Origin of the sequence: Anaerococcus obesiensis ph10, assembly GCF_000311745.1 — a bacterium.
Taxonomy (GTDB): domain Bacteria; phylum Bacillota; class Clostridia; order Tissierellales; family Peptoniphilaceae; genus Anaerococcus; species Anaerococcus vaginalis.
In genome coordinates this window covers 571,705-596,948 of the sequence record NZ_HE978532.1, presented here as the reverse complement: position 1 = coordinate 596,948, position 25,244 = coordinate 571,705, and the positions used below count along the sequence as shown (strand labels likewise).

25 protein-coding genes are annotated in these 25,244 nt (G+C 29.4%); 15 read left to right on the top strand and 10 right to left on the bottom strand.

All coding sequences use genetic code 11. From position 1 onward, the window contains the following. The 4 genes from HGAG_RS10950 to HGAG_RS08860 all read left to right on the top strand — a co-directional run. Window positions 1-658: glycerophosphodiester phosphodiesterase family protein (locus HGAG_RS10950; RefSeq protein ID WP_019118811.1), on the top strand; the 658-nt coding region annotated here is incomplete at its 5' end. A gap of 13 nt (window positions 659-671) precedes the next feature. Then, window positions 672-2,018, top strand: a complete 1,347-nt coding sequence (locus HGAG_RS08870) for an alanine/glycine:cation symporter family protein (RefSeq protein WP_004839557.1) — start codon at window positions 672-674, stop codon at window positions 2,016-2,018. Between the two features lie 10 nt (window positions 2,019-2,028). Further along, window positions 2,029-2,685 (top strand): MgtC/SapB family protein, encoded by a 657-nt coding sequence (locus HGAG_RS08865; RefSeq protein ID WP_019118810.1) that lies wholly within the window; start codon window positions 2,029-2,031, stop codon window positions 2,683-2,685. 96 nt (window positions 2,686-2,781) lie between these two features. Continuing rightward, window positions 2,782-3,837: a s-methyl-5-thioribose-1-phosphate isomerase gene (locus HGAG_RS08860; protein WP_019118809.1), complete on the top strand. Its 1,056-nt coding sequence runs from the start codon at window positions 2,782-2,784 to the stop codon at window positions 3,835-3,837. 89 nt (window positions 3,838-3,926) lie between these two features. Here HGAG_RS08860 and HGAG_RS08855 read toward each other — a convergent pair whose 3' ends face one another. After that, on the bottom strand, window positions 3,927-4,694 hold the full coding sequence (locus HGAG_RS08855) for a DeoR/GlpR family DNA-binding transcription regulator (protein ID WP_019118808.1): 768 nt from the start codon (window positions 4,692-4,694) through the stop codon (window positions 3,927-3,929). A gap of 194 nt (window positions 4,695-4,888) precedes the next feature. Here HGAG_RS08855 and HGAG_RS08850 point away from each other — a divergent pair, with 194 nt between their 5' ends. The 7 genes from HGAG_RS08850 to HGAG_RS08820 all read left to right on the top strand — a co-directional run bounded on the left by HGAG_RS08850 (window position 4,889) and on the right by HGAG_RS08820 (window position 12,599). Beyond that, window positions 4,889-6,208 (top strand): Na+/H+ antiporter NhaC family protein, encoded by a 1,320-nt coding sequence (locus tag HGAG_RS08850; RefSeq protein WP_019118807.1) that lies wholly within the window; start codon window positions 4,889-4,891, stop codon window positions 6,206-6,208. A gap of 14 nt (window positions 6,209-6,222) precedes the next feature. After that, window positions 6,223-7,389: an S-methyl-5-thioribose kinase gene (mtnK, locus tag HGAG_RS08845; RefSeq protein ID WP_026074088.1), complete on the top strand. Its 1,167-nt coding sequence runs from the start codon at window positions 6,223-6,225 to the stop codon at window positions 7,387-7,389. A gap of 15 nt (window positions 7,390-7,404) precedes the next feature. Next, window positions 7,405-8,382: a 2-hydroxyacid dehydrogenase gene (locus HGAG_RS08840; protein WP_019118805.1), complete on the top strand. Its 978-nt coding sequence runs from the start codon at window positions 7,405-7,407 to the stop codon at window positions 8,380-8,382. Continuing rightward, window positions 8,383-9,822, top strand: a complete 1,440-nt coding sequence (locus tag HGAG_RS08835) for an FGGY-family carbohydrate kinase (RefSeq protein ID WP_019118804.1) — start codon at window positions 8,383-8,385, stop codon at window positions 9,820-9,822. Continuing rightward, on the top strand, window positions 9,822-10,478 hold the full coding sequence (locus HGAG_RS08830) for an L-fuculose-phosphate aldolase (protein ID WP_019118803.1): 657 nt from the start codon (window positions 9,822-9,824) through the stop codon (window positions 10,476-10,478). The genes HGAG_RS08835 and HGAG_RS08830 overlap by 1 nt, the downstream gene beginning before the upstream one ends. 5 nt (window positions 10,479-10,483) lie before the next feature. Then, window positions 10,484-11,662 (top strand): iron-containing alcohol dehydrogenase, encoded by a 1,179-nt coding sequence (locus tag HGAG_RS08825; RefSeq protein ID WP_019118802.1) that lies wholly within the window; start codon window positions 10,484-10,486, stop codon window positions 11,660-11,662. A gap of 211 nt (window positions 11,663-11,873) precedes the next feature. Beyond that, entirely contained in the window at window positions 11,874-12,599 is a 726-nt protein-coding gene (locus tag HGAG_RS08820; protein ID WP_019118801.1) for a putative ABC transporter permease, read from the top strand. 292 nt (window positions 12,600-12,891) lie between these two features. On the opposite strand, the gene HGAG_RS08815 is transcribed toward HGAG_RS08820, so the two are convergent. The 4 genes from HGAG_RS08815 to HGAG_RS08800 are packed head-to-tail and all read right to left on the bottom strand — an operon-like array spanning window position 12,892 to window position 17,248. Continuing rightward, window positions 12,892-14,847: a hypothetical protein gene (locus HGAG_RS08815; RefSeq protein WP_019118800.1), complete on the bottom strand. Its 1,956-nt coding sequence runs from the start codon at window positions 14,845-14,847 to the stop codon at window positions 12,892-12,894. Between the two features lie 8 nt (window positions 14,848-14,855). Next, entirely contained in the window at window positions 14,856-15,647 is a 792-nt protein-coding gene (locus HGAG_RS08810) for a metal ABC transporter permease (protein ID WP_019118799.1), read from the bottom strand. Beyond that, window positions 15,640-16,323, bottom strand: a complete 684-nt coding sequence (locus HGAG_RS08805) for a metal ABC transporter ATP-binding protein (RefSeq protein ID WP_019118798.1) — start codon at window positions 16,321-16,323, stop codon at window positions 15,640-15,642. Before HGAG_RS08805 ends, HGAG_RS08810 begins: the two co-directional genes overlap by 8 nt. Next, a complete protein-coding gene (locus tag HGAG_RS08800; protein WP_019118797.1) occupies window positions 16,316-17,248 on the bottom strand; it encodes a metal ABC transporter solute-binding protein, Zn/Mn family in 933 nt (310 codons plus the stop codon). Before HGAG_RS08800 ends, HGAG_RS08805 begins: the two co-directional genes overlap by 8 nt. A 225-nt stretch (window positions 17,249-17,473) precedes the next feature. Between HGAG_RS08800 and nagA the strand changes: the two genes are divergently transcribed. Continuing rightward, window positions 17,474-18,601 (top strand): N-acetylglucosamine-6-phosphate deacetylase, encoded by a 1,128-nt coding sequence (gene nagA / locus HGAG_RS08795; protein ID WP_019118796.1) that lies wholly within the window; start codon window positions 17,474-17,476, stop codon window positions 18,599-18,601. A gap of 140 nt (window positions 18,602-18,741) precedes the next feature. Here nagA and HGAG_RS08790 read toward each other — a convergent pair whose 3' ends face one another. Genes HGAG_RS08790 through yajC form a run of 5 tightly spaced genes read right to left on the bottom strand, consistent with a single transcriptional unit; the run spans window position 18,742 to window position 21,748 of the window. Beyond that, the gene (locus HGAG_RS08790) at window positions 18,742-19,167 is read right to left on the bottom strand and encodes a PTS sugar transporter subunit IIA (RefSeq protein WP_019118795.1); all 426 of its coding nucleotides are present in this window, start codon (window positions 19,165-19,167) and stop codon (window positions 18,742-18,744) included. Continuing rightward, entirely contained in the window at window positions 19,167-20,162 is a 996-nt protein-coding gene (locus HGAG_RS08785; RefSeq protein ID WP_019118794.1) for a PTS system mannose/fructose/sorbose family transporter subunit IID, read from the bottom strand. Before HGAG_RS08785 ends, HGAG_RS08790 begins: the two co-directional genes overlap by 1 nt. Then, complete coding sequence (locus HGAG_RS08780) at window positions 20,152-20,958, bottom strand: PTS mannose/fructose/sorbose/N-acetylgalactosamine transporter subunit IIC (RefSeq protein WP_019118793.1); 807 nt, start codon at window positions 20,956-20,958, stop codon at window positions 20,152-20,154. The genes HGAG_RS08785 and HGAG_RS08780 overlap by 11 nt, the downstream gene beginning before the upstream one ends. A gap of 18 nt (window positions 20,959-20,976) precedes the next feature. Then, window positions 20,977-21,453: a PTS N-acetylgalactosamine transporter subunit IIB gene (gene agaV, locus HGAG_RS08775; protein WP_004839538.1), complete on the bottom strand. Its 477-nt coding sequence runs from the start codon at window positions 21,451-21,453 to the stop codon at window positions 20,977-20,979. Between the two features lie 19 nt (window positions 21,454-21,472). After that, window positions 21,473-21,748 carry a preprotein translocase subunit YajC gene (yajC, locus tag HGAG_RS08770; protein WP_019118792.1) on the bottom strand — a complete coding sequence of 92 codons (276 nt, stop codon included), beginning with the start codon at window positions 21,746-21,748 and terminating at the stop codon, window positions 21,473-21,475. A 555-nt stretch (window positions 21,749-22,303) separates the two neighbouring features. Between yajC and HGAG_RS08765 the strand changes: the two genes are divergently transcribed. From HGAG_RS08765 to HGAG_RS08755, 3 genes are read left to right on the top strand one after another with little or no spacing between them, the layout of a single operon-like run. Beyond that, window positions 22,304-23,221 (top strand): N-acetylglucosamine kinase, encoded by a 918-nt coding sequence (locus tag HGAG_RS08765; protein WP_019118791.1) that lies wholly within the window; start codon window positions 22,304-22,306, stop codon window positions 23,219-23,221. Next, entirely contained in the window at window positions 23,218-24,153 is a 936-nt protein-coding gene (locus tag HGAG_RS08760; protein ID WP_019118790.1) for a hexose kinase, read from the top strand. Before HGAG_RS08765 ends, HGAG_RS08760 begins: the two co-directional genes overlap by 4 nt. Continuing rightward, complete coding sequence (locus HGAG_RS08755) at window positions 24,150-25,130, top strand: tagatose 1,6-diphosphate aldolase (protein ID WP_019118789.1); 981 nt, start codon at window positions 24,150-24,152, stop codon at window positions 25,128-25,130. The genes HGAG_RS08760 and HGAG_RS08755 overlap by 4 nt, the downstream gene beginning before the upstream one ends. The last annotated feature ends 114 nt before the right edge of the window (window positions 25,131-25,244 follow it).

Sequence of the window (25,244 nt, the reverse complement as noted above, 5' to 3'; positions counted from 1 at the left end):
TTTTAGAAAAGCTCTAGATGCGGGAGCAGATGGCATTGAACTTGATGTTCATTTATCAAAAGATGGACATTTGGTTATAATACACGATGAAAATCTGCTAAGAACTTGTGGCTGTGACCTTTTTGTTAAGGATTTAAATTTAGAAGAATTAAAAAAACTAAATGCAGCCTATGGATATGACGGAATTGATGAGAAAATTCCTACTCTTCGAGAATATTTTGATTTTGTAAAGGATACTAATCTTATTACAAATATAGAAATTAAAAATGGCTTAATTGCTTACGATGGAATTGAAGAAAAATTATATGAGCTTATGAAAGAATATGAAATTTGTGATAGGATAATTATTTCATCTTTTAATCATGAATCTGTTCTTAGGATGAAGGAAATCGATAGCACTTTAAAATTGGGATTTTTGGAAGAATCTGTTTTAGCTAATCCTGTGAAATATTTAAAAGATAATGGAATTTTTTATTTTCATCCTTTGGTAAATACTGTTGACAAAGATCTTGTTTCAAAGCTTCATAATGAAGGAATTTTTGTAAATGCGTGGCTTTCTTCAAAACTTTCTTATAATTTGGAAGATTTTGTTGAAATGGGTTTTGATGGTCTTATTACTGACTTCCCTGATAGGGTTGATGAATTATTAAAAAAATAAATAAGGAGATTTTATGCAGAATTTAGAACTATTTTTAGAAAAATTTAATAAGATATTGTGGGGAAATTGGCTTGTATTTGTATTGTTAGGCCTTGGTATACTTTATTCAATAGCAACTGGATTTGTACAAGTTAGACATTTTAAATTTATTATTCATAATACTTTGGTAAAAAGTTTTAAGGAAAGAAATATTGAAAAAAGAGAAGGTTCTTTGTCTACATTTCAAGCTATGATGGTAACTTTAGCTGGAAATATTGGTGGAGGAAATGTAGTTGGTGTAGCGACAGCAATTGTTGCTGGTGGATATGGTGCTATATTTTGGATGTGGCTTGCTGCATTTTTTGGAATGGCACTAAAATACGGAGAAATCGTTCTTTCACAAATTTATAGAGGAGAAGACGAAGACGGAAATATCTTATCAGGTCCAATGTATTACATAAGAGATGGATTAAAAGCTCCAGCTTTAGGAATTGTAATAGCAGTTTTGATGACTATAAAAATGATGGGAGCAAATCTTGTTCAATCAAATACAATTGCTACAATCCTTGCAGATAATTTTAAAGTCAATAATCTATTGACAGGAATTATTTTGACAATTTTATTATTTATGATAGCAATTGGGGGACTTAAAAGATTAGCAAAAGTTGCAACAAGCCTTGTACCTATTATGTCTATTCTTTATGTTGTATTATGTTTATTAGTTATAATTGTAAATATTAAAAACGTTCCTTTAGTTTTTAAGGCGATTTTTGATGGAGCATTTTCTTTCAAAGCTGCCGCAGGTGGTGTAGGCGGACTTGTTATAGCAAGAGCTATGCAATACGGTATAGCAAGAGGAATGTATTCAAATGAGGCAGGAGAAGGAACAGCACCATTTGCCCACGGTACAGCTATTGTAGATCATCCAGTAGAAGAAGGAATTACTGGAGTTACAGAAGTATTTTTAGATACAATAATTATTTGCTCCCTTACAGCAATAACAATAGGAGTATCTCAAATTCCAATAGACGGAGAAACAATACAAGCATCAAACATGGCAATTAGTGCAATAGGAACAGTATTTAAACCCCTATCTTATGTAGCAATATTTGCACTATTGATATTTTGTTTTACAACCCTTATGGGACAATGGTTTAATGCCGCAAAATCATTTACCTATGCCTACGGAGAAAAATTTACAAGCAAAGTTAAATTCATTTATCCATTTCTTTGCATAGTAGGTTGTTTAGGAAAAATAACAATGGTTTGGACAATTCAAGATATAGCCATGGGACTTGTAATAATTCCAAATATCCTTGCCCTATTAGTTTTAGTAAAAGAAGTAAGAAAACAAACAAAAGATTTTTTCGAAAACAAGTAGGAAAAACTAAATGGAAGACTTAGAATTTATAAAAATACTAATATTAAGATTATTTTTAGCTTGTTTAGTTGGTGTAATAATAGGTCTTGAGAGAGAATTTAAAGGAAAATTTGCAGGAATAAGAACACATACAATAGTAGCTTTGGGAGCAGCCCTTGCAATGATAGTTTCAAAATATGGCTTTTCAGATTCAAGCCATTACGATGCAGAAAGAATTGCAGCACAAATAGTATCAGGTATAGGATTTCTCGGCGGAGGTCTTATATTTATAAAAAAAGATTATATATCAGGACTTACCACAGCGGCAGGAATTTGGACTACAGCAATAATAGCCATGAGCATCGGCGCTGGAATGTATATAATAGGAATATGCTCAAGCATATTAATATTAATTTTACAATTGTTTTTAAAAGAAGAATTTGGGATTTTTAGTTTTATAAAAAGGCCCTATACCATAGATATAGTTTTAGATAATCCCATGAGCATAGAAAAAATATATAAGTACTTCAAAAAAGAAAATATAAAATTCAGCGAAAAATCCATAAATTATAGAGATGATAAGCTGATATTAGAAGTACAATATCACAATAAAAACGAAAATGAACTAATAGGAATTATAAATTTTTTGAGAGAAAACAGAAAGGTTTTTAAGTTTAGTTTGGATTAAAAAGCAAAGATAATCTCAAAAGTTTGAAAAATTTGTTTCTTTGTGTTAATATATTTTAAACGTTTTCTTGATTAATAATTGATAATGGAGATAATTATGGAAAGATATGATGAAGGCATGCCTTTTTTGCTAAAATATGAAAATGTTGCATGGTATCAAGATGGTACTGTAAGGATTTTAGATAGAAGAGTTTATCCAAGAGAGGTTATTTTTGTTGAATGTAAATCATATAAGGATGTAGTAAAAGCTATTCAAGATATGGTTACCCAAAGTGCAGGACCATATACAGCTTTAGGTATGGGAATGGCTCTTGCTTGTTATGAATCAAGAAGTTTATATAAAAAAGAACGTAAAAATTTTATTGAAAAGGCATCAATAGAGCTTGGAAATGCAAGGATAACAACTAAAGAAAGATATAGCAAAATAACTACTAGATGTTATAAAATAGCTGTTGATGCAATTGATAATGATAAAGATCCAGTAAAATTGATAATGGAAGATAATATAAAATCTATAAATAGACGTTATAAAACAATGATAGAAGTTGGGAAAAATCTTATAGATTTAATTCCAGAAAACTCAAGTATATTAACGCAATGTTATGGAGAAACAATAATAGGAGCTTTAATATCATTATTAAAAAAATCTAATAAGAAAATAAAAATTTATTGTGCAGAAACAAGACCATTTTTACAGGGAGCTCGCTTAACAGCATCTTGTTTCTCAGAAGAAGGATTTGATACAACAATTCTCACAGATAATATGATAGCTTATGCTATGGAAAATAAATTAATAGATATATTTACATCAGCTGCTGATTGTATAACAGAAGATGGTGGAGTTGTAAATAAAATAGGAACATTACAAATTGCACAGTTAGCCAAATTATATGACGTTAAATATTTTGTGACAGGAATACCTGACAAAGGAATGAAAAAATTAGATGACGTAAAAATTGAGATGAAAGATCCAGAAGAGGTATTGATTTGTAATGGAATAAAACATGCAGGAAATAAAGTCAAGGCGATATATCCATCTTTTGACAAAACGCCATCAAATTTAGTGGATAAAATAGTAACCGATGTAGGTGCATATAATCCTAAAGATTTATGTAAATATTTTGAAAATAAAGGTGAAATAAATTTTTATTAAGTTAATATATAAAAAATTAAAAATCGTGTCTGTAAAATTAACTTACAGACACGATTTTTTTGTAGTCAAATCTATATTTGAAATAAGAACTAAGCTTTAACATATTCTATATTTTTTTTATCAAGAATATTTTTGTTTTTTTCATCAAGACTTTTATTAGTTATTAATAAATCAACAAAATCAGTATCACAAATTTTATAATTTGTAAAATCAGATAACTTTGTATGGTCTACCATTAAGATTTTATAAGAAGAATTATCTATCATAGCCTTTCTGATGCTAGCTTCATAATTATTATTATCAAAAATTCCTAGCTCAATATTTAATTTTGGAGGGGAAATAATACATTTGTCAGCATAGTAATTTTTGATCTGTTCAAGGCCTTCCATTCCAACAGTCGACATATTATTATTTCTTAAATGACCACCTAGCATTATTAATTCAATATTATTTTTTGTTTCAGTACAAAGATTAGCTATTAGTATTGAATTTGTAGCTATTGTAACATTCATTTTATTAGAAATAATATGTTTTGCTAATTGATAACAAGTTGTGCTAGAATCCAAAAAAATCAAATCATTTTCGTTGATAAAATCAATGACTTTTTCTGATAGTCTGGTTTTTTCGTTTAATAATAAGATATTTCTTATCTTGGTAGGATAAGTCTTATCATTTTTTCTAGCCATAAAAGCGCCACCATGAGTTCTAGTCAATAATTTTGCCTTATCAAGTTCTTTTAAATCTCTTCTAATTGTTTCATCAGAGCATTTGAAAATTTTGCTCATCTCTGTTACAAGCAGGCTATCGTTCTCGTTTAATAGTTCTAAAATTTTATTTTGTCTTTCAAATTTCAACATATTATGTCCATTCTCTTTAAGTTGTAAAACAATAAAAATTGTTACTAAATAATATTAATATCATTGTAACATAAAAAAAGAAGAATATAAAATCAACAAAAACACAAAAATAATGTGGGATAGTGTTTACATCGGTCAAAAAATGTGATATTATAAAACCGATCAAAGAAAACGTTTTGAAAGAGGAGGTTATTATGAAGAGAGATGTTGAGAAAAAAGGTAGTTTCTTAGGGCTAATACCATTGTTGATATTCATAGCCCTGTATGTAATGATAACAATTGTAACCGGTAGCGCTAGTTCACTACCATTAAATGTTGGGATTTTGATTGCTTGCATCTTTGCTTTTATTTTCGCTTTGAAAAAACCAAAAAAAGAATTGAGTTTTGACGACTTAGTGACTATGTTTTGTAAAGGCGGAGGCGATGACACATTAATTTTAATGTTTGTTATATTTTTAGAAGCAGGAATGTTTTATTTAGTTGCTGACAAGATGGGAGCAGTAAAATCTGTTACAAATTTAGGATTAAGTATGTTACCTCAAAGCATGATATTGCCAGGTGTATTTATAATAGGATGTGTTTTAAGTTTCTCAATGGGAACATCAATGGGGACTGTAACAGCTTTAATGCCTATAGGTGTTGCTCTTGCTCAATCTACTGGAATAGAAATACCATTAATGTGTGGAACAGTTGTTGGTTCAGCTATGTTTGGTGATAACTTATCATTTATTTCAGATACAACTATAGCAGCAACTAGAACTCAAGGAGTTCAAATGAAGGATAAGTTCAAAGCTAACTTCTTAATGGTGTTGCCAGCAATAATTGTAACATTAGTACTTTTAACTTTTAAATCAAGTGCTGCCAATATTCCTACAGAAAATTTGGAGTGGGATTTGATTAGACTATTACCATACGTTATAGTTATAGGCTTATCACTTGCTGGTGTTCATGTTATGCTAGCCATGGGTGCTGCTATTTTGTCAGGTCTTATTATAGGAGTTGCTCAAGGATCATTTACCATAATTGAATCTTTTTCTGTTTTGGGTGAAGGAATCATGGCTATGGAAGATATGGCAGTGATTGCAGTAATGGTAGGCGGACTCGTTGCCTTGATGGAATATTTAGGTGGAATAGATTGGTTATTACATAGGTTAACTAGAAATGTTAAAGGAAGAAGTGGAGCAGAACTTGCAATTGCATTTTTAGTATTTTTAGTAGATGTTGCAACAACAAATAATACTATTGCAATAGTAACTGTTGGACCAATAGCCAAGGATATATCTGAAGAATTTGGAGTTGATCCAGCAAGAACAGCTAGTATTTTGGATTTATTCGCAAGTATAGGAAACGGTATCACACCATGGGCTGGACAAATACTTCTAGCTGCAGGAATAGCAAAAATATCCACCCTATCAGTTGTACCTTATTCTTGGTATAGTATCTTATTAGCAATATTTGGAATAATATTTATTATAATAGGATTCCCTAAACATGTGACAAAAAAAGGTGAATAATTATGGAGTAAAAACTGCTAAATAACTTAGAAATTATAGATTATGTTGTAGAAAAAGGATTTTTTAAAGATAAATCTACTTTAGAATGTGTAGAAATTGGTGATGGAAACATTAATTATGTATTTAAGGTTTTAGATAAAAAAACTAATAAATCATTAGTTATAAAACAATCTGACACATTATTAAGGTCATCTGGGCGTCCTTTAGATATAAATAGGAGCAAAATAGAATATAATATTCTAAAAACACAACATGAGATTTATCCTGGATCAGTGCCAGAAGTTTATTATTATGATGAAGATAAATCTATGATAATAATGGAAGATATATCTTCTTATAAAAATTTGAGAGAAGAATTATCTAAGGGAAACATTTATAAACATTTAAGTGATAATTTATCAGAATTTTTGGCTAAAACTTTATTACCGACTACAGACCTTTTTATTTCTAGAAAAGAAAAGAAAGAAAATGTAAAAAAATATACTAATCCAGATTTATGTGACATATCTGAAGATTTAGTTTTTACAGAACCTTATTATAATTATAAGGATAGGAATATAATAACCGAAGGTTTAGAAAGTTTTGTAGAAAAAGAACTTTATAAGGATGAAGAACTGATAGGAGAAGTTTTAAAACTAAAAGATAAATTTCAAACAAACTCACAAGCGCTTATCCATGGTGATCTTCATACAGGAAGTATTTTTGTAAATGATAAAGGCATTAAAGTCATAGATCCTGAATTTGCTTTTTATGGACCTATAGGATATGACATAGGAAATGTCTGGGGTAATATAATATTTGCTTTAGCAAATAGCCTTGTAATGAATGATAATAGAAAAGATAGTTTATTTCAGTTGTTAGAAGATACTATAGATAAAACGATAGATAAACTTGACAGAGCCTATGATAATTATATTACCAATGATTATTTTAGAAATATGTATTTTAAGAAATACTATTTAAAAGAAATAATTTCAGATTCTTTTGGATATGCTGCAACTGAAATAATCAGAAGAGATGTGGGGGATTCTAAGGTTAAAGAGATAACATCTATAAAAGATAATGATTTAAGAATAGCAATTGATAAAAAACTTATCCTTATAGGTAAATACTTGATAAAAAATAGAGATAGTATAGGAAGCGCAAAATATTTAATTGATTATATAAAAAAATTAAATTAAATTTAGGAGGTAACTGTGAAAGTTTATGTCAGAGCACCATATCCTGAAAATAGATTAAAAGAATTAGAAGAAATGTTTGATGATCTTGTGTACGATCCTTGGACAAAAACTGGAGAAAGATTTTATGAGGATGAGATGCTGGAAAAACTTTTGTCAGAAAAACCAGATGTATTAATTACAGAACTTGATAGAATTACTGAAAAAGTTTTGACAGGCTATAATGGTTTAAAAATAATTGGAGATTGTAGATCAAATCCAGCTAATATAGATGTATCAGCTTGTAGCAAGCATAACATACCTATATTATGTACTCCAGGAAGAAATTCAACAGCTGTTGCAGAGTATGTAGTCGGAATATTATTAATGAAGTACAGAAATTTAGATAAATCGATAGATTGGGTTAAAGACGGTGAATGGAAGGAAGGAACAACGCCTTATTATACCTGGATGGGCGATGAGATTTCAAATAAGAAAGTAGGACTTGTAGGCTTTGGTGCAGTAGGAAGAGAAATTGCAAAAAGGCTAGATGTATTTGGAGCTGAAGTTTCTTTTTATGATCCATATGTTGAAAAATGTGGGAAATATATAAAAAAAGATTTAACAGATATATTCAAAGATTCAGATATAATTAGCTTGCATTTGCCGGTAAATAGCGAAACGACAAATATGATAGATAAAGATTTATTAGATCACATAAAGCCAAAATCTGTATTAATAAATAGTGCAAGATCTAAAGTAGTAAATAATGATGATCTAATGAAATTAATAGAGGATAAGGATGTAGAAGTTATATTAGATGTACTTCCAGAAGAACCGCCAGAAAAAAGTGATATAGAATTTTTGAAAAATAAAAATGTAACTCTCACACCACATATAGCAGGAGCAACTTATCAAGTTACTAATCACCAAGCTGATATTTTGAATGATAGTATAAAAAAATATTTTAAAAACGAAAATTTGGAAAAAATTGTGTACAATAAGGAGATACTATAATTGAAAAGATATTATTTACTAATAGATATAGGAACTGGTAATAGTAAATTATCAATTATAGATAATTTTGGGAAAATAGTTAAGGATATATCGTTTAAAAATGAATATAAGGTAGATGAAAACTATGATGATTCTGTTTATTTTTGTCCTAATGAATATATGAAAATTTTAGATTCTAAATTGAAAAATTTATTATATGATTTTGACGAAAAAATAAGTGCAGTGTCATCAGCTAGTACAAGGCAATCAATAATTTTACTTGGCAAAGATAAAGCAATAATAGGACTTCCAAATATCGATAATAGAGCTAAAAAATATATAAGTAACTTTGAAATGGATAATATTTATAAAAAAACAGGCAAATATTTTACTGAAGATTTTCCAGCAGCTAAAATAATGGCATATAAAGAAATTTATAAAAAAGAATTTCAAAAAGTATTTAGCTTTACAAGCGTTAGTGAATGGATTGGTTACGAATTTACTGGAGTTTTATCAATTGAGCCAAGTCAAGCAACAGATACTCAATTGTACGATATAAATGATTTAAAATATTCTAACAAATTAGCACAAAAATTAGGGATTGAGTCCTTAACATTTCCTAAGATTGTAAAATCTGGCGAAAAGCTAGGTAAAATTTCAAATAACTGGGTTAAAAAGTATAAACAATTAGAATCTTCGGTATTTATAGTAGGTGGAGCTGATACACAGGTTGCTATGGAAAATTACAACAATTATATAGATTCTTTATTAATTGTATCAGGAACAACAAGTCCAGTAATTGCATATGAAAAAAAGATAGATAATATTGTTGATGATGAATTGTGGATAAATTCATATTTAAGAGGAGATGGATATATATTAGAAATGAATCCTGGCATAACAGGCTTAAATTATCAAAATTTTAAAGATGCTTTTATGAAAGATATATCGTATGAACAAATGGAGGAAGATTATTCTAAAATTGACGAAGTAAAAGTTATCTCGTTATTGACTTCTTGTTCAAAACCAAAATATCTTCAAAAAAAGTCAGGAACATTTATAATAAAAACACCTGTAGATTCATCGGCTGATAGTTTTGATTATGCATGGTCGATTTTAGCGGATATTGCTTGTTCTATATATACAAAAATAAGAAAACTAGAGAAGTTGAAAAAGAAATCATATTGTAAAATTATAGGAATGGGCAACGGATTTAAATCAGATACTTTGTGCAAAATGGTAGCTTCACTTAGTAATAAAGAGTTGATATTAACTAAAAATTATAATAATTCTACATTATTTGGTTTACTTAGAATATGTAATAGATACTTTGAAGATGATAAATCTTATATAATAAATGAACAAAAAACAAATTACAAACCCGTTGAAAATGGCTTGATAATAGACTACTATAATAAATGGAAATCTAATAATATTTATGTAATAAAAGGAGTTAAATAATGAATTATAATAAAGAAAGAGAAGAACTGGTTGAATATGGGAAAATAATGAGTAAAGAAGGTCTTAGTTCTGGAACGAGTGGCAATCTTAGTATATATGATGCTGAAAAAGGATTAGTTTTTATAACACCTTCAGGTGTTGATTACTTAAAGACAAAACCTGAGGATATAGTTGTTATGAATTTAGAAGGAGAAATTGTAGAAGGTGACAAAAAGCCATCAAGTGAATGGCATTTACACACACTATTTTACAAAAATAAACCTGAAGCAAGAGCTGTTGTACACACTCATTCTGTTTATTGTACAACTTTTTCATCTTTAAGAATGCCTATATATCCAGTTCATTACGTTATAGCAGATGCTAATGCTTTTGAAGTACCATGTGCTAGGTATGAAAGATATGGAACAGAAAAATTAGCTAAAGCGGCAGTTGAGGCTTCGGGAGATTCAAATGCTGTTTTACTCGCAAATCATGGCTTAGTTGTTTGCGGTAAAAACTTAAAATCAGCTTATGGACTTGCCAAAGAAATGGAATATATTGCAGAAATCCAATATAGAGCGATGAGTGTTGGAAAACCTGTTCTATTAACAGATGAAGAGATGGAAGAAGTAGCTGAGGGATTTAAAAGTTACGGTCAAGCACAAAAGAAGGATTAATAAGAATGAATTCATTTACGTATTATAGCCCTACAAAATATATTTTTGGTCTAGATTCACATAATAAATTAGGCGAAGAGCTAAAAAAACTTAAAAATAAAAATATATTAATAATTTACAGCTCCTCTTCTAAAAAAAGTGGATTGATAGACACAGTTGAGAAAATTTTAGATGAAAATATGATTTCATATGTAGAATATAGTGGAGTAAAAACAAATCCTACTACAGATATGGCTTATGAATGTATAGATCTTGCAAGAAAGAATGACGTAGATTTTATATTAGCTGTTGGAGGCGGAAGTGCGATTGATCTTGCAAAATCTGTTGCTGTAGGATTATGTTGTAATGGGGATGTTTGGGATTTTTATTTAGGTAAAGAAATAGAGAAAGCTGTTGAAATTGGTGTGATTTTAACTATAGCATCATCAGGAAGTGAAAGTTCACCAAATGCTATCTTAACAAATAATGACACTTTAGAGAAAATGGCAATAGAAAGTGATCTAATAAGACCAGTTTTTGCTATAATGAATCCAGAATTAACTATGACTTTGACAAGCTATCAAACAGCTTGTGGAATTACTGATATAATAGCACATTGCCTAGAAAGATATTTTACAAACACAGAAAATGTAGACTTAACAGATAGGCTACTTGAATCTATAATTAAATCAGTAATAAAAGAAGGCAAGAAAGCAGTTTTTTGTAAAGATGATGTAGAATCTAGAAAAAATATTATGTGGGCAGGAAGTTTAGCCCATAATAATATAATAGGTTGTGATAGAGAACAAGATTGGAATTCACATCATTTAGAACATGTTTTATCAGCAAAATATAATTGCAATCACGGTGCAGGAATGGCTGTTATATTTCCAGCATGGATGAGATATGTTGCGAAAAAACATAAAGCTGAAAGATTTGCTCAATTTGCAAATAGAGTTTTCGATATAGAAATAAATAATGACAAACCTATTGAAACGGCTATGATGGGAATTGAAAAATTTGAAGACTTTTTAGAAGAAATCAAAATGCCATTAAATTTTGTTCAGCTAGGAATTTGTGATTACGATATTGACGAATTAGTAAAGTTGAATAATTTAAATGGGGGAAAAACAAGTGGATTTTATTCTTTAAATGAAGATGATATAAGAGAAATTTATAAAATCGCAAGCGAAAATAGGTTATAAAGAATGAATTGCCAGCTCTTTTGGGTATTATTAATCGAGAAAAGAGCTGGCAATTTTTGTTAGGAAAAATATTAAAAAAATCAAATTAAACTATATGTAATCAATAGGCTAAACTATAAACTATATTTCAAACAATTTCTTTCGTTTTATTTTTTTTGCTAAATCGCTTATAATATTAGTAAAAGATTTAGAAATTAGGGATAGGTGGTTTATGGTAATTAATAGGTATATAGTTTTTTATTTTTTCTTTGCCCTTTTGGGTTGGGTTTGGGAAAGTATTTATTGTACGGCTCAAAATCAAAAATGGCAAAATAGGGGTTTTTTGTATGGACCTCTTTGTCCGATTTATGGTTTTGGTTCGATTTTTGCTCTTTTTGCTTATGATTTGGTAAATGGTGGAGTCTTGGAAAGACTTTCTTCGCTTCAAATTTTTGTTGTGGGATTTGTGGTTTCCATGATTTTGGAATATCCCACTTCATATATTCTTGAGAAATTATTCCATGCAAGATGGTGGGATTATACGGATGTGCCTTTGAATTTAAATGGAAGAACTTCTGTGCCAACTTCTGTTGGTTTTGGTCTTGCTGGAATTTTGGTTATGAATTATTTGATTCCTATGGCAGAGAATTTGTACTTGCTTTTGCCAGAAATTTTTGTAATAATTTTGCCTTTTATTTTGATTGGAATACATTCATCGGATTTAACTCTTACTGTTGTAAACTTGACGAATTTCCAAAAACAACTTGATGAAATTGAGGAAGAATTCCAAGAAAAAATGACTCAAAGAGTTGATAATTATTACAGAAAGAAAAAAATGTACAGTCCAAAAGCTCTAAGAAGGGTTGTTTCCTTTAGGATGAGTGAATCAAGAAATAAAATTGCTGAAAGAATTTTAAAGGGAATAGAAAAAATCGAAGAGGAAAGAAAAAAATCATAGAACATTTTTAAAAAACAGGTGGATTTGACCTATCCCATATAATTTGGGAGTAAGCTAAGATCAGCCTGTTTTTTATTTCTTTTCAATGTTGATTAGGAAAAATTAAATTTATATGATTTTTTATAGTTAATAAAAACTAGCTATCTTGATAAATGTCTGCCCTCTTTGATGGATTTGCCAGAAAGAGGGCATCTTATAGGTCATAGCTATGAATTTTAAATATGTGCAAGTGTATTAACAAAATCAAGCTGGATAAGTGTTATTTTTTATAGTTTAAATTTTTCTAAGTATTTTAATGGTTATTTTCGCTACTGGTTGGATTTTCTTTTTTTATTTCTTCTGTTGGATTTATCTCCTTTACTTGTTTTGTATTTGTTTGGTCTTTTTCCTTTTTGTTTTCTTGGGTATTTGACTTATCGTTGTTGTTATTTTCTTTTTTGCTATTTTCTTTTTTTTCAATATTTTCTATTTTTTTATTTTCGGTAATTTCTTTTGTTTCATTTTCTTCTTCTATTGTTTCTTTTTTGATTGAAACTTTTGGTAAATCTTTTTTGTAGGTAATTTTTCCATTTTTCATTTCAAAATCTCTTGTATAGAAGTTTAGGGTTTGATCTTGTATGAATACTTGAACCATTGAATCTCCTATATTTAAAATATCTGATGAGTCTACTTTATAGTGGTTTTTCAAGAATTCTTTTATATCTTCGATTTTTATTTTTGATTTGTATTCTAGGTTTGTGTTTGGGTTTTCTATTTTGTATTTTATTGTTTTTACAACGTCTTTGGCTGTGTATGGACCAAATTTTTTATCTTTTTGCATTTGGATGATTTGTTTGATTGTTTTTGCATGATAATGGTTTTGATGGTACCAATAAAATATATTTTCTCTTATTCCGTTTGACCCATATACTGCTTCATTTTCTGGAAGATTTCCAAAATGTGTAAATTTTGATAGGTCGCCTTCAAGGTATGGAATTACTCCTTCTATTAATTCGGCTCTTATATCTTTATATTCGAAAATTTCATCGTCTGATACGGCAATATCATCGCTTTCGTTTTTTTCTACTATATATTCTGCGTCTGGATAAATATGTCTTGGATTTTCTTTTACTACCCCAACTTCTTCATCGCCTCTGTACAAATGCCAGTGGTCTTTGTGGTCAATTATTTTGGTAATTCCTTTTGGCCATTTTCCATCTTTATTTTCATCTTTTGGTGGCTTAACTTCAGGATTATTTTTTTCTGGTTTTTTGTTTTCTGTATGATTTTTATTTCCATATTCGCCAAAGTATGCCTTAGGGAATAAATCTTTTGGATTTGTGTAGGTTATTGCTTCTCTATTTTTTGAATCATAAACGTGGTAGTGGTCATTGTGCACAAGAATTTTTACTATGTCATACCTGTTTATAGTTCCCTTTCCTAAGATTGGAATTAATTTTAAATTTTTTATTTTCTCAAGTCTATCTTTTTCCTTGCTTGATGAATTTTCGTTTTTATTATTTTTATTATTTTTATTTTTTCTATTGTTTTTCGAATTGTTTCCTGCATTTGCAAGTTTTTTATTTGTTTTGGTATTTTGATTTGAATGATTTCCAGTATATATTCCAATTTTTATATGTGGATATGAAGTGCTTGGATTTGAATATGAAATATATTCATTTCCATTTGCTGTATAGATATGCCAATGGTCGCCGTGTTGTAATATTTTTACAACCTTATCTCCCGATAGTTTTTGCGAATTGCTTGTTTTGTTTTTTGCTTGACTTGTAGGATTTGTGCTATGGTTTCCTGTGTATGTTCCAATTTTTATATTTGGGAAAAGCCCTGATGGATTTTCGTATGTTAAATATTCGCCACCATCTTTTGTATAAACGTGCCAATGATCGCCATGTTTTTTTATGGCAATAACATTTTTGTTTTTTAATTTGTTTGTATCAACTACATCTATAAGATCAACTCCTCCATCTTTTCCAAAATCTTTTGGATCTTTGTAAGAGATGTGTTCTTTGCCGTCTTTTGTAAAAATATGCCAATGGTCTCCGTGTTTTACAACTTTGACTATGTCATCTTTTTTAATTTCTGAATCGACTAAAACTTCTGTAGTATTGTCTTCTTTTATTTTTTGTTCTGTTTTTACGCTTGCTTTTTTTTCTTTTTTGTCTTGGATTTTTTCGTTATTTTTATTAAAACATGAAGTCAAAACGAAAGATGTTGCCAAAGCAAGGGCAATTATTTTTTTATTTTTCATATAATCTCCTATTTTTTTATTAAAAGTACTAAAATCAAACTAAATACCGCTATTAAAACTACAACTGAACCAGGTCTTAGGTTAAAAATATAAGAAAGCATAAGTCCTGCAAATACAAAAACCAAGGAAAAAATTATGGAAAGGATTAAGCTATTTTTGTAAGATTTGCAAATTTGTATTGCCATAATTGATGGAATAACCAAAAGTGAGGAAACTATCAAAGAGCCAATTGTTTTTGCAGAAATTGCTACAGCTATCGCTGTCAAAAAACTTATTGTAAAATTCAATAGCTTAACTCTAAGGCCCAAAATTTGAGAAGAATTTGGATCAAAAAGCAAAAGGTAAAAATCATTGTAAAAATGAAAATAAATTATTAAAAAGCAAAGACTTAAACCAACTAACAAATAAAATTCTTCTTGAGAAATTGTAACAATTGAGCCAAAAAGATATGAACAAATAGCATTTGCACTTGCGGATAAATCAGCCATAATTCCAGCAATTCCAATTGATGCTGCTAGTATAATTACTGTTGAAACTTCTTGGTAATTTTTCAATTTATTTCTAATAATTTCTATAGAAAAAGCAGCAAATATACAAAAAATCATAGCCGAAAGAATTGGGCTTATGCCAAATGCAAGACCTATGCTAAGACCTGCTAAAGATGAATGGGATAGAGTATCCCCAATCATTGAAAGTCTTTTTATCAGAACTAATTGACCAATACAAGGAAGGATAATAGCAATTAAAGCTCCAGCCACAAATGCCTTTTGCATAAAATCATATTCAAAAATATTAAACATAAAAATCTCCCAAACTTTCCTTTAATTTATTTTTGTCGATTTTTCTAATTTTCTTATCAGACAAATGAAAAACTTCATCAGAAAAAATAGATGCAAGTTTATAATCGTGGCTAATCATCAAAATAGTTTTTCCGTTGTTTGTTAAATTTTTCAAACGCTCATAAAAATCCCTAGAAAATTTCATATCTATAGCAGCCGTAGGCTCATCCAAAATAAGCAGCTTTGCATCTTTTATAAAAGCTAAAATCAAAGCCAGTCGTTGGATTTGTCCTCCAGACAAATCACAAAGAGCATGATTTTTCACATCAAGCAAATCAAAATCTTTCAAGAGCTTATCAATATCGTAAGATTTATTCAAAAATTTTATGTGGTTTTGAATAACTTCCTTAACATTCGTTGGAAAAAGTTTATAAGATTGAACAGAAGTTTGAGAAATGTAAGCTAAATCTTTGTAATGATTAGACTTTTCTATCAAATCAGAAAAAATTTTAATCTCTCCCCTATAATCCTTTAATTGATTTAAAATTAAACGAATAAGAGTTGTTTTTCCAGCACCATTTTCACCAATTATCAAGGCGAATTTTCCTTTTTCAACCTGCATAGATAAATTTTCCAAAATAATTTCATTTTCATAAGAAAAACTTAAATTTTTAATCTCTATTGCAAACTTACTCATAAAAAGACTCTTTCAAGGCTTCCAAATTTTTTTCCATCAATTTCAAATAACCCATTTCAGCTTCCTCTTTAGTCAAATTTTCCATAGTATATAAAGTTGAAGTTTTTGTATTCGTAGATTTTGCCAAAGTTTCAGCAACTTTTGGGGTAGCCTTTCCTTCAAAAAATATTGTAGAAATATCATGTTTTTTCACAAAATCAGCTATAGTTTTAAGTTGTTTAGCAGATGGCTCATCCTCAGGAGATATTCCTGTAACTGCAACTTGTTTTAAATTATAATCATCAGCCAAATAATTAAAAGCGGCATGAGAAACAACAAAATATCTTTTATTCTCATCAACATTTTTAAGCTCATCAGCAAATTTTTTGTCTAATTGCTTGAATTTTGCAATATTTTCATCAAGATTTTTCTTGTAGAAATTCTTGTTTTTAGGATCAATTTCAACAACTTTTTCATAAATATCCTCAAGCTCAGTCATGGCATTTTTTATAGAAAGCCAAGTGTGAGGATTTACCTTATCCTTTGAAACTTTTCCATCCTTTGCTGAAGAAAGTAAAGTTAAATTTTTAGAAAGATCAACAAATTTTTCCTTATTATCAGAAGAATTTTTTAAATCATCAATGAAAGTTTCCATAGAAGCTCCGTTATAAATTACCAAATCAGCCTTGATAATATTTTTAATATCGTCAGTTTTTAGCTCAAAAGAATGAGGCTCTTGGCTTTTATCAATAATAGATTTGACAATAAATTTATCGCCAACAATTCTTTTTGTAAGCTCCTCCACAGGAAAAAAGCTTGTATAAATTAATTTCTTATTAGAAGAATCTTCTTTTTTTGAAATATTTTCTTTTTGACATCCCCCAAATAAAAAAATAAATCCAAAAATTAAAAAAACCGCCAATAAATTTGTTTTTTTGTGTTTCATATAATCTCCTTTATTGCAAATGATTCGCATTATAATATTTTTAATTCTACTACAGAAAAAAAATAAATGCAAATGATTTGCAAGATAAAATTAAAGATTTTATAAATTATTCTATCCAAAGATTTTTTTAAGATTTGTAGAGATTATTATAAAATTTATCAAAAATATAAATTGAAAAAATTATTCATTTCGGTATTGTAAAAGTAGAAAAGAAAAGGAGAATTTATGATTTACAAAGCAGATTACGTAATACTAGAAGACAAAATTGAAAAAGATTTATTTGTAGAAGTGGAAGATGGAAAGGTAAAATCACTTTCCAAAAATGAGCCAGAAAATTTTACTTATTTGGAAGGAATTTTGGCTCCAGGACTTGTGGATACCCACATTCACGGCTACAAAAATGAGGATATAATGAATGCCAAAAAAGGAGCTTTGGATATAATTTCACAAGGCTTGCTTGAAACAGGTGTTACATCATTTTTGCCAACAACTCTTACAGATTCAACTGAAAGATTAAATGAAGCTGTAAAAGTTGTGGGAGAAGAATATAAGGATGTAAAGGGTGCAAAAGTTAGGGGAATATTTTTGGAAGGTCCATTTTTTACAGAAAAATATAAGGGCGCTCAAAATGAAAAATATATGTCCGATCCTGATATAGAAAAATTGAAAAAATGGAAAGAATTATCAGATGGACTTGTAAATAAAATTGCCATAGCTCCAGAAAGAGCCGGATCACAAGAATTTATAAAAAAAGCAAATGCCATGGGAGTTTATGTTGCCCTAGGCCACTCCGATGCCTCTTATGATGAGGCAATAAAAGCTGTAGAAGATGGAGCAAATATTTTTGTCCACACTTTTAATGGAATGAGCGGACTTCATCACAGAAATCCTGGTATGGTAGGAGCAGCTATGAATTCAGATGCAATATCAGAATTAATTTGTGATGGTCATCACGTAAATCCAGCTGCTGCAGAAATTTTGATAAATAAAAAAGGCTATGACAAAATTGCCCTAATAACAGATTGTATGATGGCAGGAGGAATGCCAGAAGGATCATATAAATTGGGAGAATTTCCAGTAAAAGTAGAAAATGGAACAGCAAGATTAGAATCAGGATCATTAGCAGGCTCAATTTTAAAATTAAAAGAAGCTGTTCAAAATGTAGTAAATTGGGATATAGTAGATGTATTTGAAGCAGTACAAATGGCATCATTAGTCCCAGCAAAATCCGTAGGAATAGATAATGTATGCGGAAAAATAAAACAAGGCTACGATGCAGATTTTATATTATTAGATTACGATTTAAATTTAAAAGCAACCTATCTAAATGGGGAGAAAAAATACCAAAAATAAATTATCAAAAACAGGTGTTAGCAAAATAAATGCTAACACCTGTTTTTTTGAAAATATTTAAATAAATTTACGAGCTTATTAAAATTTTAATACAATATTTGAACTAGGTTTTAAATTATTAATTAAAGTTGATGTAATTTTTATATTCCATCTTCAAAATTATCGTCTTCAATTTCGTTTTCGTTTTTGTATTGTATTACTGATTCTTTTCCGATATTAATTATTTCTTCAACGCTTTCATCAAGATTTCCAGAAGAATTTAAAGCTTGATAAAGGCTTGCAAAATTTAAACCTGCTATAACTCTTACGTTTGGAAGATCTCCCAAAGTCATTACGGCTCTATTAAATGGCGTTCCTCCTGCAAGATCGGCAAGAACTATAACATTCTCATAATCTTTTAATGATTTGTAATTTTCTTTTAATTTTTGGTCAAATTCATCAAGATTATCATTTTCTTTAAATTCTTGTATTTTTAAATTTTCAAATTCTCCTGCAATCATCTTAACAGCGGAATAAACTCCGCTGGCAAGAGATGCATGACTTGTTGCTATAACTGCATTAGCCATTAAAATACTCCAATATAGGCACCAGCTACACCGAGGATTAATAAGAAGGCAATACATTTAATTGGAGTCCATTTTTTCTTTGTCAATAAGAAAAATAGCAACAAAGTTATAGCTAGAGGTACAAGATCTGGAATTATTCCATCTAAAACTTCTTGAATTTTAACTTTAACAGGTTGTTCTTCGTAAGTGTTAAATTCGATTTCAGATTTTCCATTTCCTAAATCTCTTATAACTGCTCCATCGTTTAATTCTTTTTTGTCTTTGTCTTTATATAATAATTCGTCATATTCTGATAACTCATCGTTATTAACAACTGTATCTACTAGAACAGGTGCATTTGTTGTACCATTATCTACTTCAAGTGCTATTGATGTATCTCCATATACGCTTACTAAAGCTCCTACAACCAATACTCCAAGAATTGATGCTGCTCTAGTAAATTCTTTAGCGTTTTGCGTCAAAACATCAATGGCAGATTCGCCCATCCTATATGACCAATTCATCAACCAAAATCTTATAGCAAATTGGCATATATTAAATACTACAAAGAAAAGTATAGGACCTGCAATTGAGCCCTGCAAGGCCATGTTTGAAGAAATACCTGCAACGATTGGTACAAGGGTAAACCAGAATAAGGCATCTCCTATTCCTCCCAAAGGTCCCATGGCTGCAACTCTTACGGCTCTTATTGTAGGGATTTCAACTTTATTTTCTTCTAGTGAAAGGATAATTCCCATAACAAATGTTATAAGGAAAGGATGGGTATTAAAAAATTCTAGGTTGTGAGCCATTGATTTAGAAAGGTCATCCTTATTTGTGTGAATTTTTTCAAGACCTGGCAAGATTGAATATAACCATCCACCAGCTTGCATTCTTTCGTAGTTAAAAGATGCTTGAAGAAATAATGATCTCCATACCATCTTATTTAATGTTTTTTGATCTAGTTTTTGACTAGGATTGGTATCTTTATAAGAATTCATATCATTATATTCCATCTTCTTCTCCTCCTTCAAAATTTGCAGATGCACTTACATTTTTTAATCCTACATGAACTTGGTAATCCCAGAAAGCAAGTGCAAATCCTATTAATGAAATTATCAATAGAGCTGAACCAGATAGGGATTCGTTAGCCATTACTATAACTGCAAGGGCAAATCCGATAAAGAAAAATCCCCAAAGATCTCTTGAAACCATAAGTCTTAATAAAACTGCAAAACCTACAAATTTCATCATACCACCAGCAACTCCAAGACCGTGCATTAGAGTTTCTGGAATCATAGCTGCAAGTTTAGCACCGAATGAAGATCCTGCTATAAAGAATAAAACTACTATAATACCAAAAATACTTCCCAAAAGAATCATTGCGAAATAATTGATTTTTTCGATTCCTTTAGGGTCTGCATCTTTTGCATATTGATCAGCTTTTGCCATAACTGGACTCATCAAAGTAAATATAATTGTAACACCGTATTGACCTAAAAGTGCAAAAGGAATTGCTGCAGCTACAGCTGCATTAGGTTCAAGACCTGATGTTACGGCAAAAATAACAGAAACTATTCCGCCTATAACTGCATTTGGAGGTTGAGCTCCACCTACAGGCATATTTCCTATTGTCATTAATTGATAAGTTGCCCCAACTATAAGTCCTGTGTGCATATCTCCCAAGATAGCTCCTATAACAGGACCTGTAATTATAGGTTGATATAATGATTCTAGGAAAGAGAATTGGTCAATAGCTACTACAAAAGTAACTAGAAAAATTAAAATTATTTGTAATATATTAAAGTTCATACAATCCTCCTAGATATTTTATGAAAATAATTTATTAATGTCTTCTGCTGATTCAGTAGGTACCTTTCTAATTTCTAGATTGACACCTTTTTCTTTAAGTTTTTTAAAAGCCTCAACGTCGTTGTCGTCAACAGCAACAACTCCTGCAACTTGTCTTTTGCCTTCAGCCATGTGCATATTTCCTATATTAAGATCTTTAATAGGAACACCGCCTTCAACAAGTGTTAGAACGTCTTTTGGGCTTTCACATATTATGAAAATTTTTTGCCTATCAGCAGCCTTGTGTATAGTATCAATTGTCTTTTGAAGAGTCCAAAACCTAGTAGCAACACCATTAGGAGCAGCCATAGTCATAAGATTTTGTCTCATTTTATTATTTGCTACATCATCATTTGCAACAAGAATAAGATTTGCGCCAATAACCTTTGTCCATTGAGTAGCAACTTGTCCGTGTAATAGTCTATTGTCTATTCTAGTTAGAACAATATTAGGCATAATAAAACTTCCTTTCAAATTAATTTAGTATTTCACTAATAGAGTAACGGCTAACTTTAATTTCAACATCCTTGGCAATTTTGATGATAGCATAATCTTCTTTCAAAGAAACAATTTTTCCATAAATACCATCAGTCAAAATAACTTCCTTGCCAGGTTTAAGATTTTTGTGTAAGCTTTCAAAATATTTCTTTTTCTTTTTTAGATTTCTGTGGCTTAATATTTGACTAATTAGTACAAAAATAGCTATAAAAATCAATAAAACCAAGGATGTCCTTGCTATTTCACCTAACATAATCCTCCTTTCTTAAATTATCGAAATAATTTTACAAATTTTTAGAAACATTTTCCCAAATTTTAAAAAAATTATTCTCTAAATTTGAAATATAATTGCCAAAATTTTAAAGTGAGAAAAATTTTATAAAAATAGGATATTTTCTAGAAAACCAGAAAAATAAAATCAAAATATTTATCTGGTAATTACCATTATTTTATATAAAATTAATTGATATGTCAAGAATTAATTAAAAAAATAATTTTAAAAGCTCATTTAAGCGTAAAAAAGTCAAAGCAAACTAATAAAAAAACAAATTACAATAATAAAAATCCAATCAAAAATTATTCTTGCAAGAAAAATAAATTTTTCAAATCAAAGAAAACGATACATTAAAAAAAGAAATTATAAAAAATTTTAAAGCTTAGAAAATTTTAATTTGAGATTTTTATAATTAAAAATTATTTTTAAATCCTGAATTTAAATTTATTTCCTTGACCTTGGTCTTTATTTTATATATACTAATATTAGCAATGGTAGTTACCAATGAAAAACTTTTGAAAAGGATGGTATCGTATGAGAGAAGTTTTTTTGGGAATTGATGGCGGTGGAACAAAAACGGCTTTTGTTCTTGAAGTTAATAAAAAATTATATGAGCACAAGGAAAAAACTATTCACTTAAAGCAAATTTCTAGAGAAGAATTTTTTAAAAGATTAAAAAATGGAATTGAAATTTTAGTCAAAAAGGCTGGAATAGAAATTTCTGATATTGATTTTACTTTTTTGGCTATGCCGGGCTTTGGTCAATTTAAGGAAGATGAATCTTTTATTCTTGAAAGTCTTGAAAAAATTTTGGGCTCTAAAAATTTCAAAGTTGGAAATGATTGTTTAAATGGTTGGGCAGGTTCTTTGAATGCGAATGCTGGTATTAATTTGGTTCTTGGAACTGGCTCAATTGGTTTTGGTGTTGATAATAATGGAAATAGTATGATGTGTGGAGGCTGGGGGCCTTTGCTTGGAGATGAGGCTAGTGGTTATTATATTGGTCTTAAAATTTTAAATATTTTTACAAAAATTTCTGATGGTAGATATGAAAAAAGTCCGATTTATGATCTTTTGAAAAAGGAATTGGAAATCTCTGATGATTTTGAAATAATTACTTTGGCAAATAATATGCAAAGAGATGAGCTTGCAAGTCTTTCAAAAATTTTCTCTAAGGCAATTGATGAAAATGATACTTATGCTTTAAATCTTTTGGATGATGTTGCAAAAGAGGCTAGCCTTGTTATAAATACTCTTATCAAAAAATTGGATTTCAAAGGTGCTGTTAAGGTTTCATATTCTGGTGGCGTTTTTAATTTGGGTCAAAGATTGCTTGATAAGATTGAACAATATGCTGATGATAGAGTAGAAATTGTAAAGCCTTTTGCAAATCCTTCTATTGGTTCTTTGATTTTGGCAAAGAAATTTTATGAAAAAGGAGAGATGATTTGATTTTAAGTATAACGGCAAATCCTTCTGTTGATATTTCATATAATATTGAAAATCTCAAAATTGATGATGTTAATAGGGTAGATCTTGTAAATAAAGATGCAGGTGGCAAGGGCATTCATGTTTCTTATGTTTTGAATGAATTGGGAGAAAAGGTAATAAATTCTGGTTTTGTTGGCGGAAAACTTGGGGAATTTATTGAAAAAAGGCTTGATGAAAGAAAAATATCTCATGATTTTATTAAGCTTGATGATGAAACTAGAAATTGTATTGCAATAATTCATGATAATAAGCAAACAGAAATTCTAGAAAAAGGTCCAAAGATTGGCTTGGAAAAGGAAAAAGAATTTTTGGATCATCTGGAAAAAATATCAAAAAATATTGAAATAATTAATATATCAGGCTCTTTGCCAAAAGGTCTTGATGCAAGTTTTTATCAAAAAATTATAAAATTTGCAAAAGAGAATAAAATATTTGTATCTCTTGATACATCTGGCAATACTTTGAAAGAAATTGTTAAAGGCGAAATTAAGCCTGATTTGATAAAGCCGAATGAAACAGAAATAAAAGATATTATTGAAAAAGAATTTCCAGAAAATGAAGAAGAAATAAGAAAAATATTTGAAAAATCTCCCCTTAAAGATATTCCTTATGTAATTATTTCTCAAGGAAAAGATGGAGCTATATTTAAAATAAAAAATAAAATTTATAAGGCTAAAGTTCCAAAGGTTAAAGCTATAAATCCTGTTGGAAGTGGCGATTCGACTTTGGCTGGAGCCTTATCTGCAATTTATAACAAGGAAGATGATGAAGATTTTATAAAAAAATCAATGACTTGTGGACTTTTGAATGTTCTTAATGAGGAAATTGCCCACATAAATATAAATGATTTTGATAAATACAAAGAAAAAATAGAAATAAAGGAGTTAATATGAAAATTTCAAAAGAAAAATTAGAAAATCTAGAAAAATTAGCAAATGAAGATGGAGTAATAGCAGCTCTTGCCATAGACCAAAGAGGTTCTATGGAAAAAATGATGAATAAAGCAAACGAATCTTTGAATAATGTTGAGGGAATTTCTGAATTTAAAAGACAAGTTTCAAAAGAGCTTACACCTTTTTCATCATCAATTTTGTTAGATCCAATTTATGGAAAAACTGCTATTGAAGCAAAAGATGAAAATGCAGGCTTAATTATAAGCTACGAGCAAACTGGCTATGATGAATATGAAGTAGGTAGACTCCCTAAATTAATTGATTTTATGTCAGGGCTTAGGGCAAAAGAAATGGGAGCAAACGCATTAAAAGTTCTCTTGTATTATGATGTTGACGAAGATGAAAAAATAAATGATGTAAAAAAAGCTTGGGTTGAAAGAGTTGGCTACGAGGCAGAAGGTTTAGGACTTCCATATTTTTTGGAAATTGTAACTTATGATTATACACTTGATAGCGAAAAAGATGAAAAATATGCAAAAGTTAGACCAAAAAAAGTAATTGAAGCTATGAAAGAATTTGATAATCCTAAGTATAAGGTTGATGTTTTGAAAGTAGAAACACCAGTTAATATGAATTTTGTAGAAGGCTATGGGGAAAATTTTGTTTATAGCAAAGACCAAGCTAAGAAATTTTTTAAAGACCAAGCTGATGCGACAAGTATTCCATTTATATTCTTATCAGGTGGTGTAAGTGCAGAACTTTTCAAAGAAACTTTAATACTTGCAAAAGAAGCAGGGTCAAATTTCAATGGAGTTTTGTGTGGTAGGGCTACATGGAAAGATTGCGTTGATATATATGCAAAAGATACAGAAAAATCAAAACAATGGCTTAAAGAACAAGGAAAAGAAAATATTCAAAGCTTAAATGAAGTTTTAAAAGAAACTGCTGTTTCAATATTTGAAAAAATTGAAAAATAAAAAATTTAAAAAATAAATCAAGATAATTATTAATAAATCAATCAAATTGGTCTTGAATAAAGTACCAAAGAAGATATAATATTATTTATATGATGGTTACTACCAATGAAGGAG

What these genes read in the sequence shown, in the direction of transcription:
- HGAG_RS08870 (WP_004839557.1), top strand. Translation starts at nt 672, where the DNA reads ATGCAGAATTTAGAACTATTTTTAGAAAAATTTAATAAGATATTGTGG.
- HGAG_RS08865 (WP_019118810.1), top strand. Translation starts at nt 2,029, where the DNA reads ATGGAAGACTTAGAATTTATAAAAATACTAATATTAAGATTATTTTTA.
- HGAG_RS08860 (WP_019118809.1), top strand. Translation starts at nt 2,782, where the DNA reads ATGGAAAGATATGATGAAGGCATGCCTTTTTTGCTAAAATATGAAAAT.
- HGAG_RS08855 (WP_019118808.1), bottom strand. Translation starts at nt 4,694, where the DNA reads ATGTTGAAATTTGAAAGACAAAATAAAATTTTAGAACTATTAAACGAG.
- HGAG_RS08850 (WP_019118807.1), top strand. Translation starts at nt 4,889, where the DNA reads ATGAAGAGAGATGTTGAGAAAAAAGGTAGTTTCTTAGGGCTAATACCA.
- HGAG_RS08830 (WP_019118803.1), top strand. Translation starts at nt 9,822, where the DNA reads ATGAATTATAATAAAGAAAGAGAAGAACTGGTTGAATATGGGAAAATA.
- HGAG_RS08825 (WP_019118802.1), top strand. Translation starts at nt 10,484, where the DNA reads ATGAATTCATTTACGTATTATAGCCCTACAAAATATATTTTTGGTCTA.
- HGAG_RS08820 (WP_019118801.1), top strand. Translation starts at nt 11,874, where the DNA reads ATGGTAATTAATAGGTATATAGTTTTTTATTTTTTCTTTGCCCTTTTG.
- HGAG_RS08815 (WP_019118800.1), bottom strand. Translation starts at nt 14,847, where the DNA reads ATGAAAAATAAAAAAATAATTGCCCTTGCTTTGGCAACATCTTTCGTT.
- HGAG_RS08810 (WP_019118799.1), bottom strand. Translation starts at nt 15,647, where the DNA reads ATGTTTAATATTTTTGAATATGATTTTATGCAAAAGGCATTTGTGGCT.
- HGAG_RS08805 (WP_019118798.1), bottom strand. Translation starts at nt 16,323, where the DNA reads ATGAGTAAGTTTGCAATAGAGATTAAAAATTTAAGTTTTTCTTATGAA.
- HGAG_RS08800 (WP_019118797.1), bottom strand. Translation starts at nt 17,248, where the DNA reads ATGAAACACAAAAAAACAAATTTATTGGCGGTTTTTTTAATTTTTGGA.
- nagA (WP_019118796.1), top strand. Translation starts at nt 17,474, where the DNA reads ATGATTTACAAAGCAGATTACGTAATACTAGAAGACAAAATTGAAAAA.
- HGAG_RS08790 (WP_019118795.1), bottom strand. Translation starts at nt 19,167, where the DNA reads ATGGCTAATGCAGTTATAGCAACAAGTCATGCATCTCTTGCCAGCGGA.
- HGAG_RS08785 (WP_019118794.1), bottom strand. Translation starts at nt 20,162, where the DNA reads ATGGAATATAATGATATGAATTCTTATAAAGATACCAATCCTAGTCAA.
- HGAG_RS08780 (WP_019118793.1), bottom strand. Translation starts at nt 20,958, where the DNA reads ATGAACTTTAATATATTACAAATAATTTTAATTTTTCTAGTTACTTTT.
- agaV (WP_004839538.1), bottom strand. Translation starts at nt 21,453, where the DNA reads ATGCCTAATATTGTTCTAACTAGAATAGACAATAGACTATTACACGGA.
- yajC (WP_019118792.1), bottom strand. Translation starts at nt 21,748, where the DNA reads ATGTTAGGTGAAATAGCAAGGACATCCTTGGTTTTATTGATTTTTATA.
- HGAG_RS08765 (WP_019118791.1), top strand. Translation starts at nt 22,304, where the DNA reads ATGAGAGAAGTTTTTTTGGGAATTGATGGCGGTGGAACAAAAACGGCT.
- HGAG_RS08755 (WP_019118789.1), top strand. Translation starts at nt 24,150, where the DNA reads ATGAAAATTTCAAAAGAAAAATTAGAAAATCTAGAAAAATTAGCAAAT.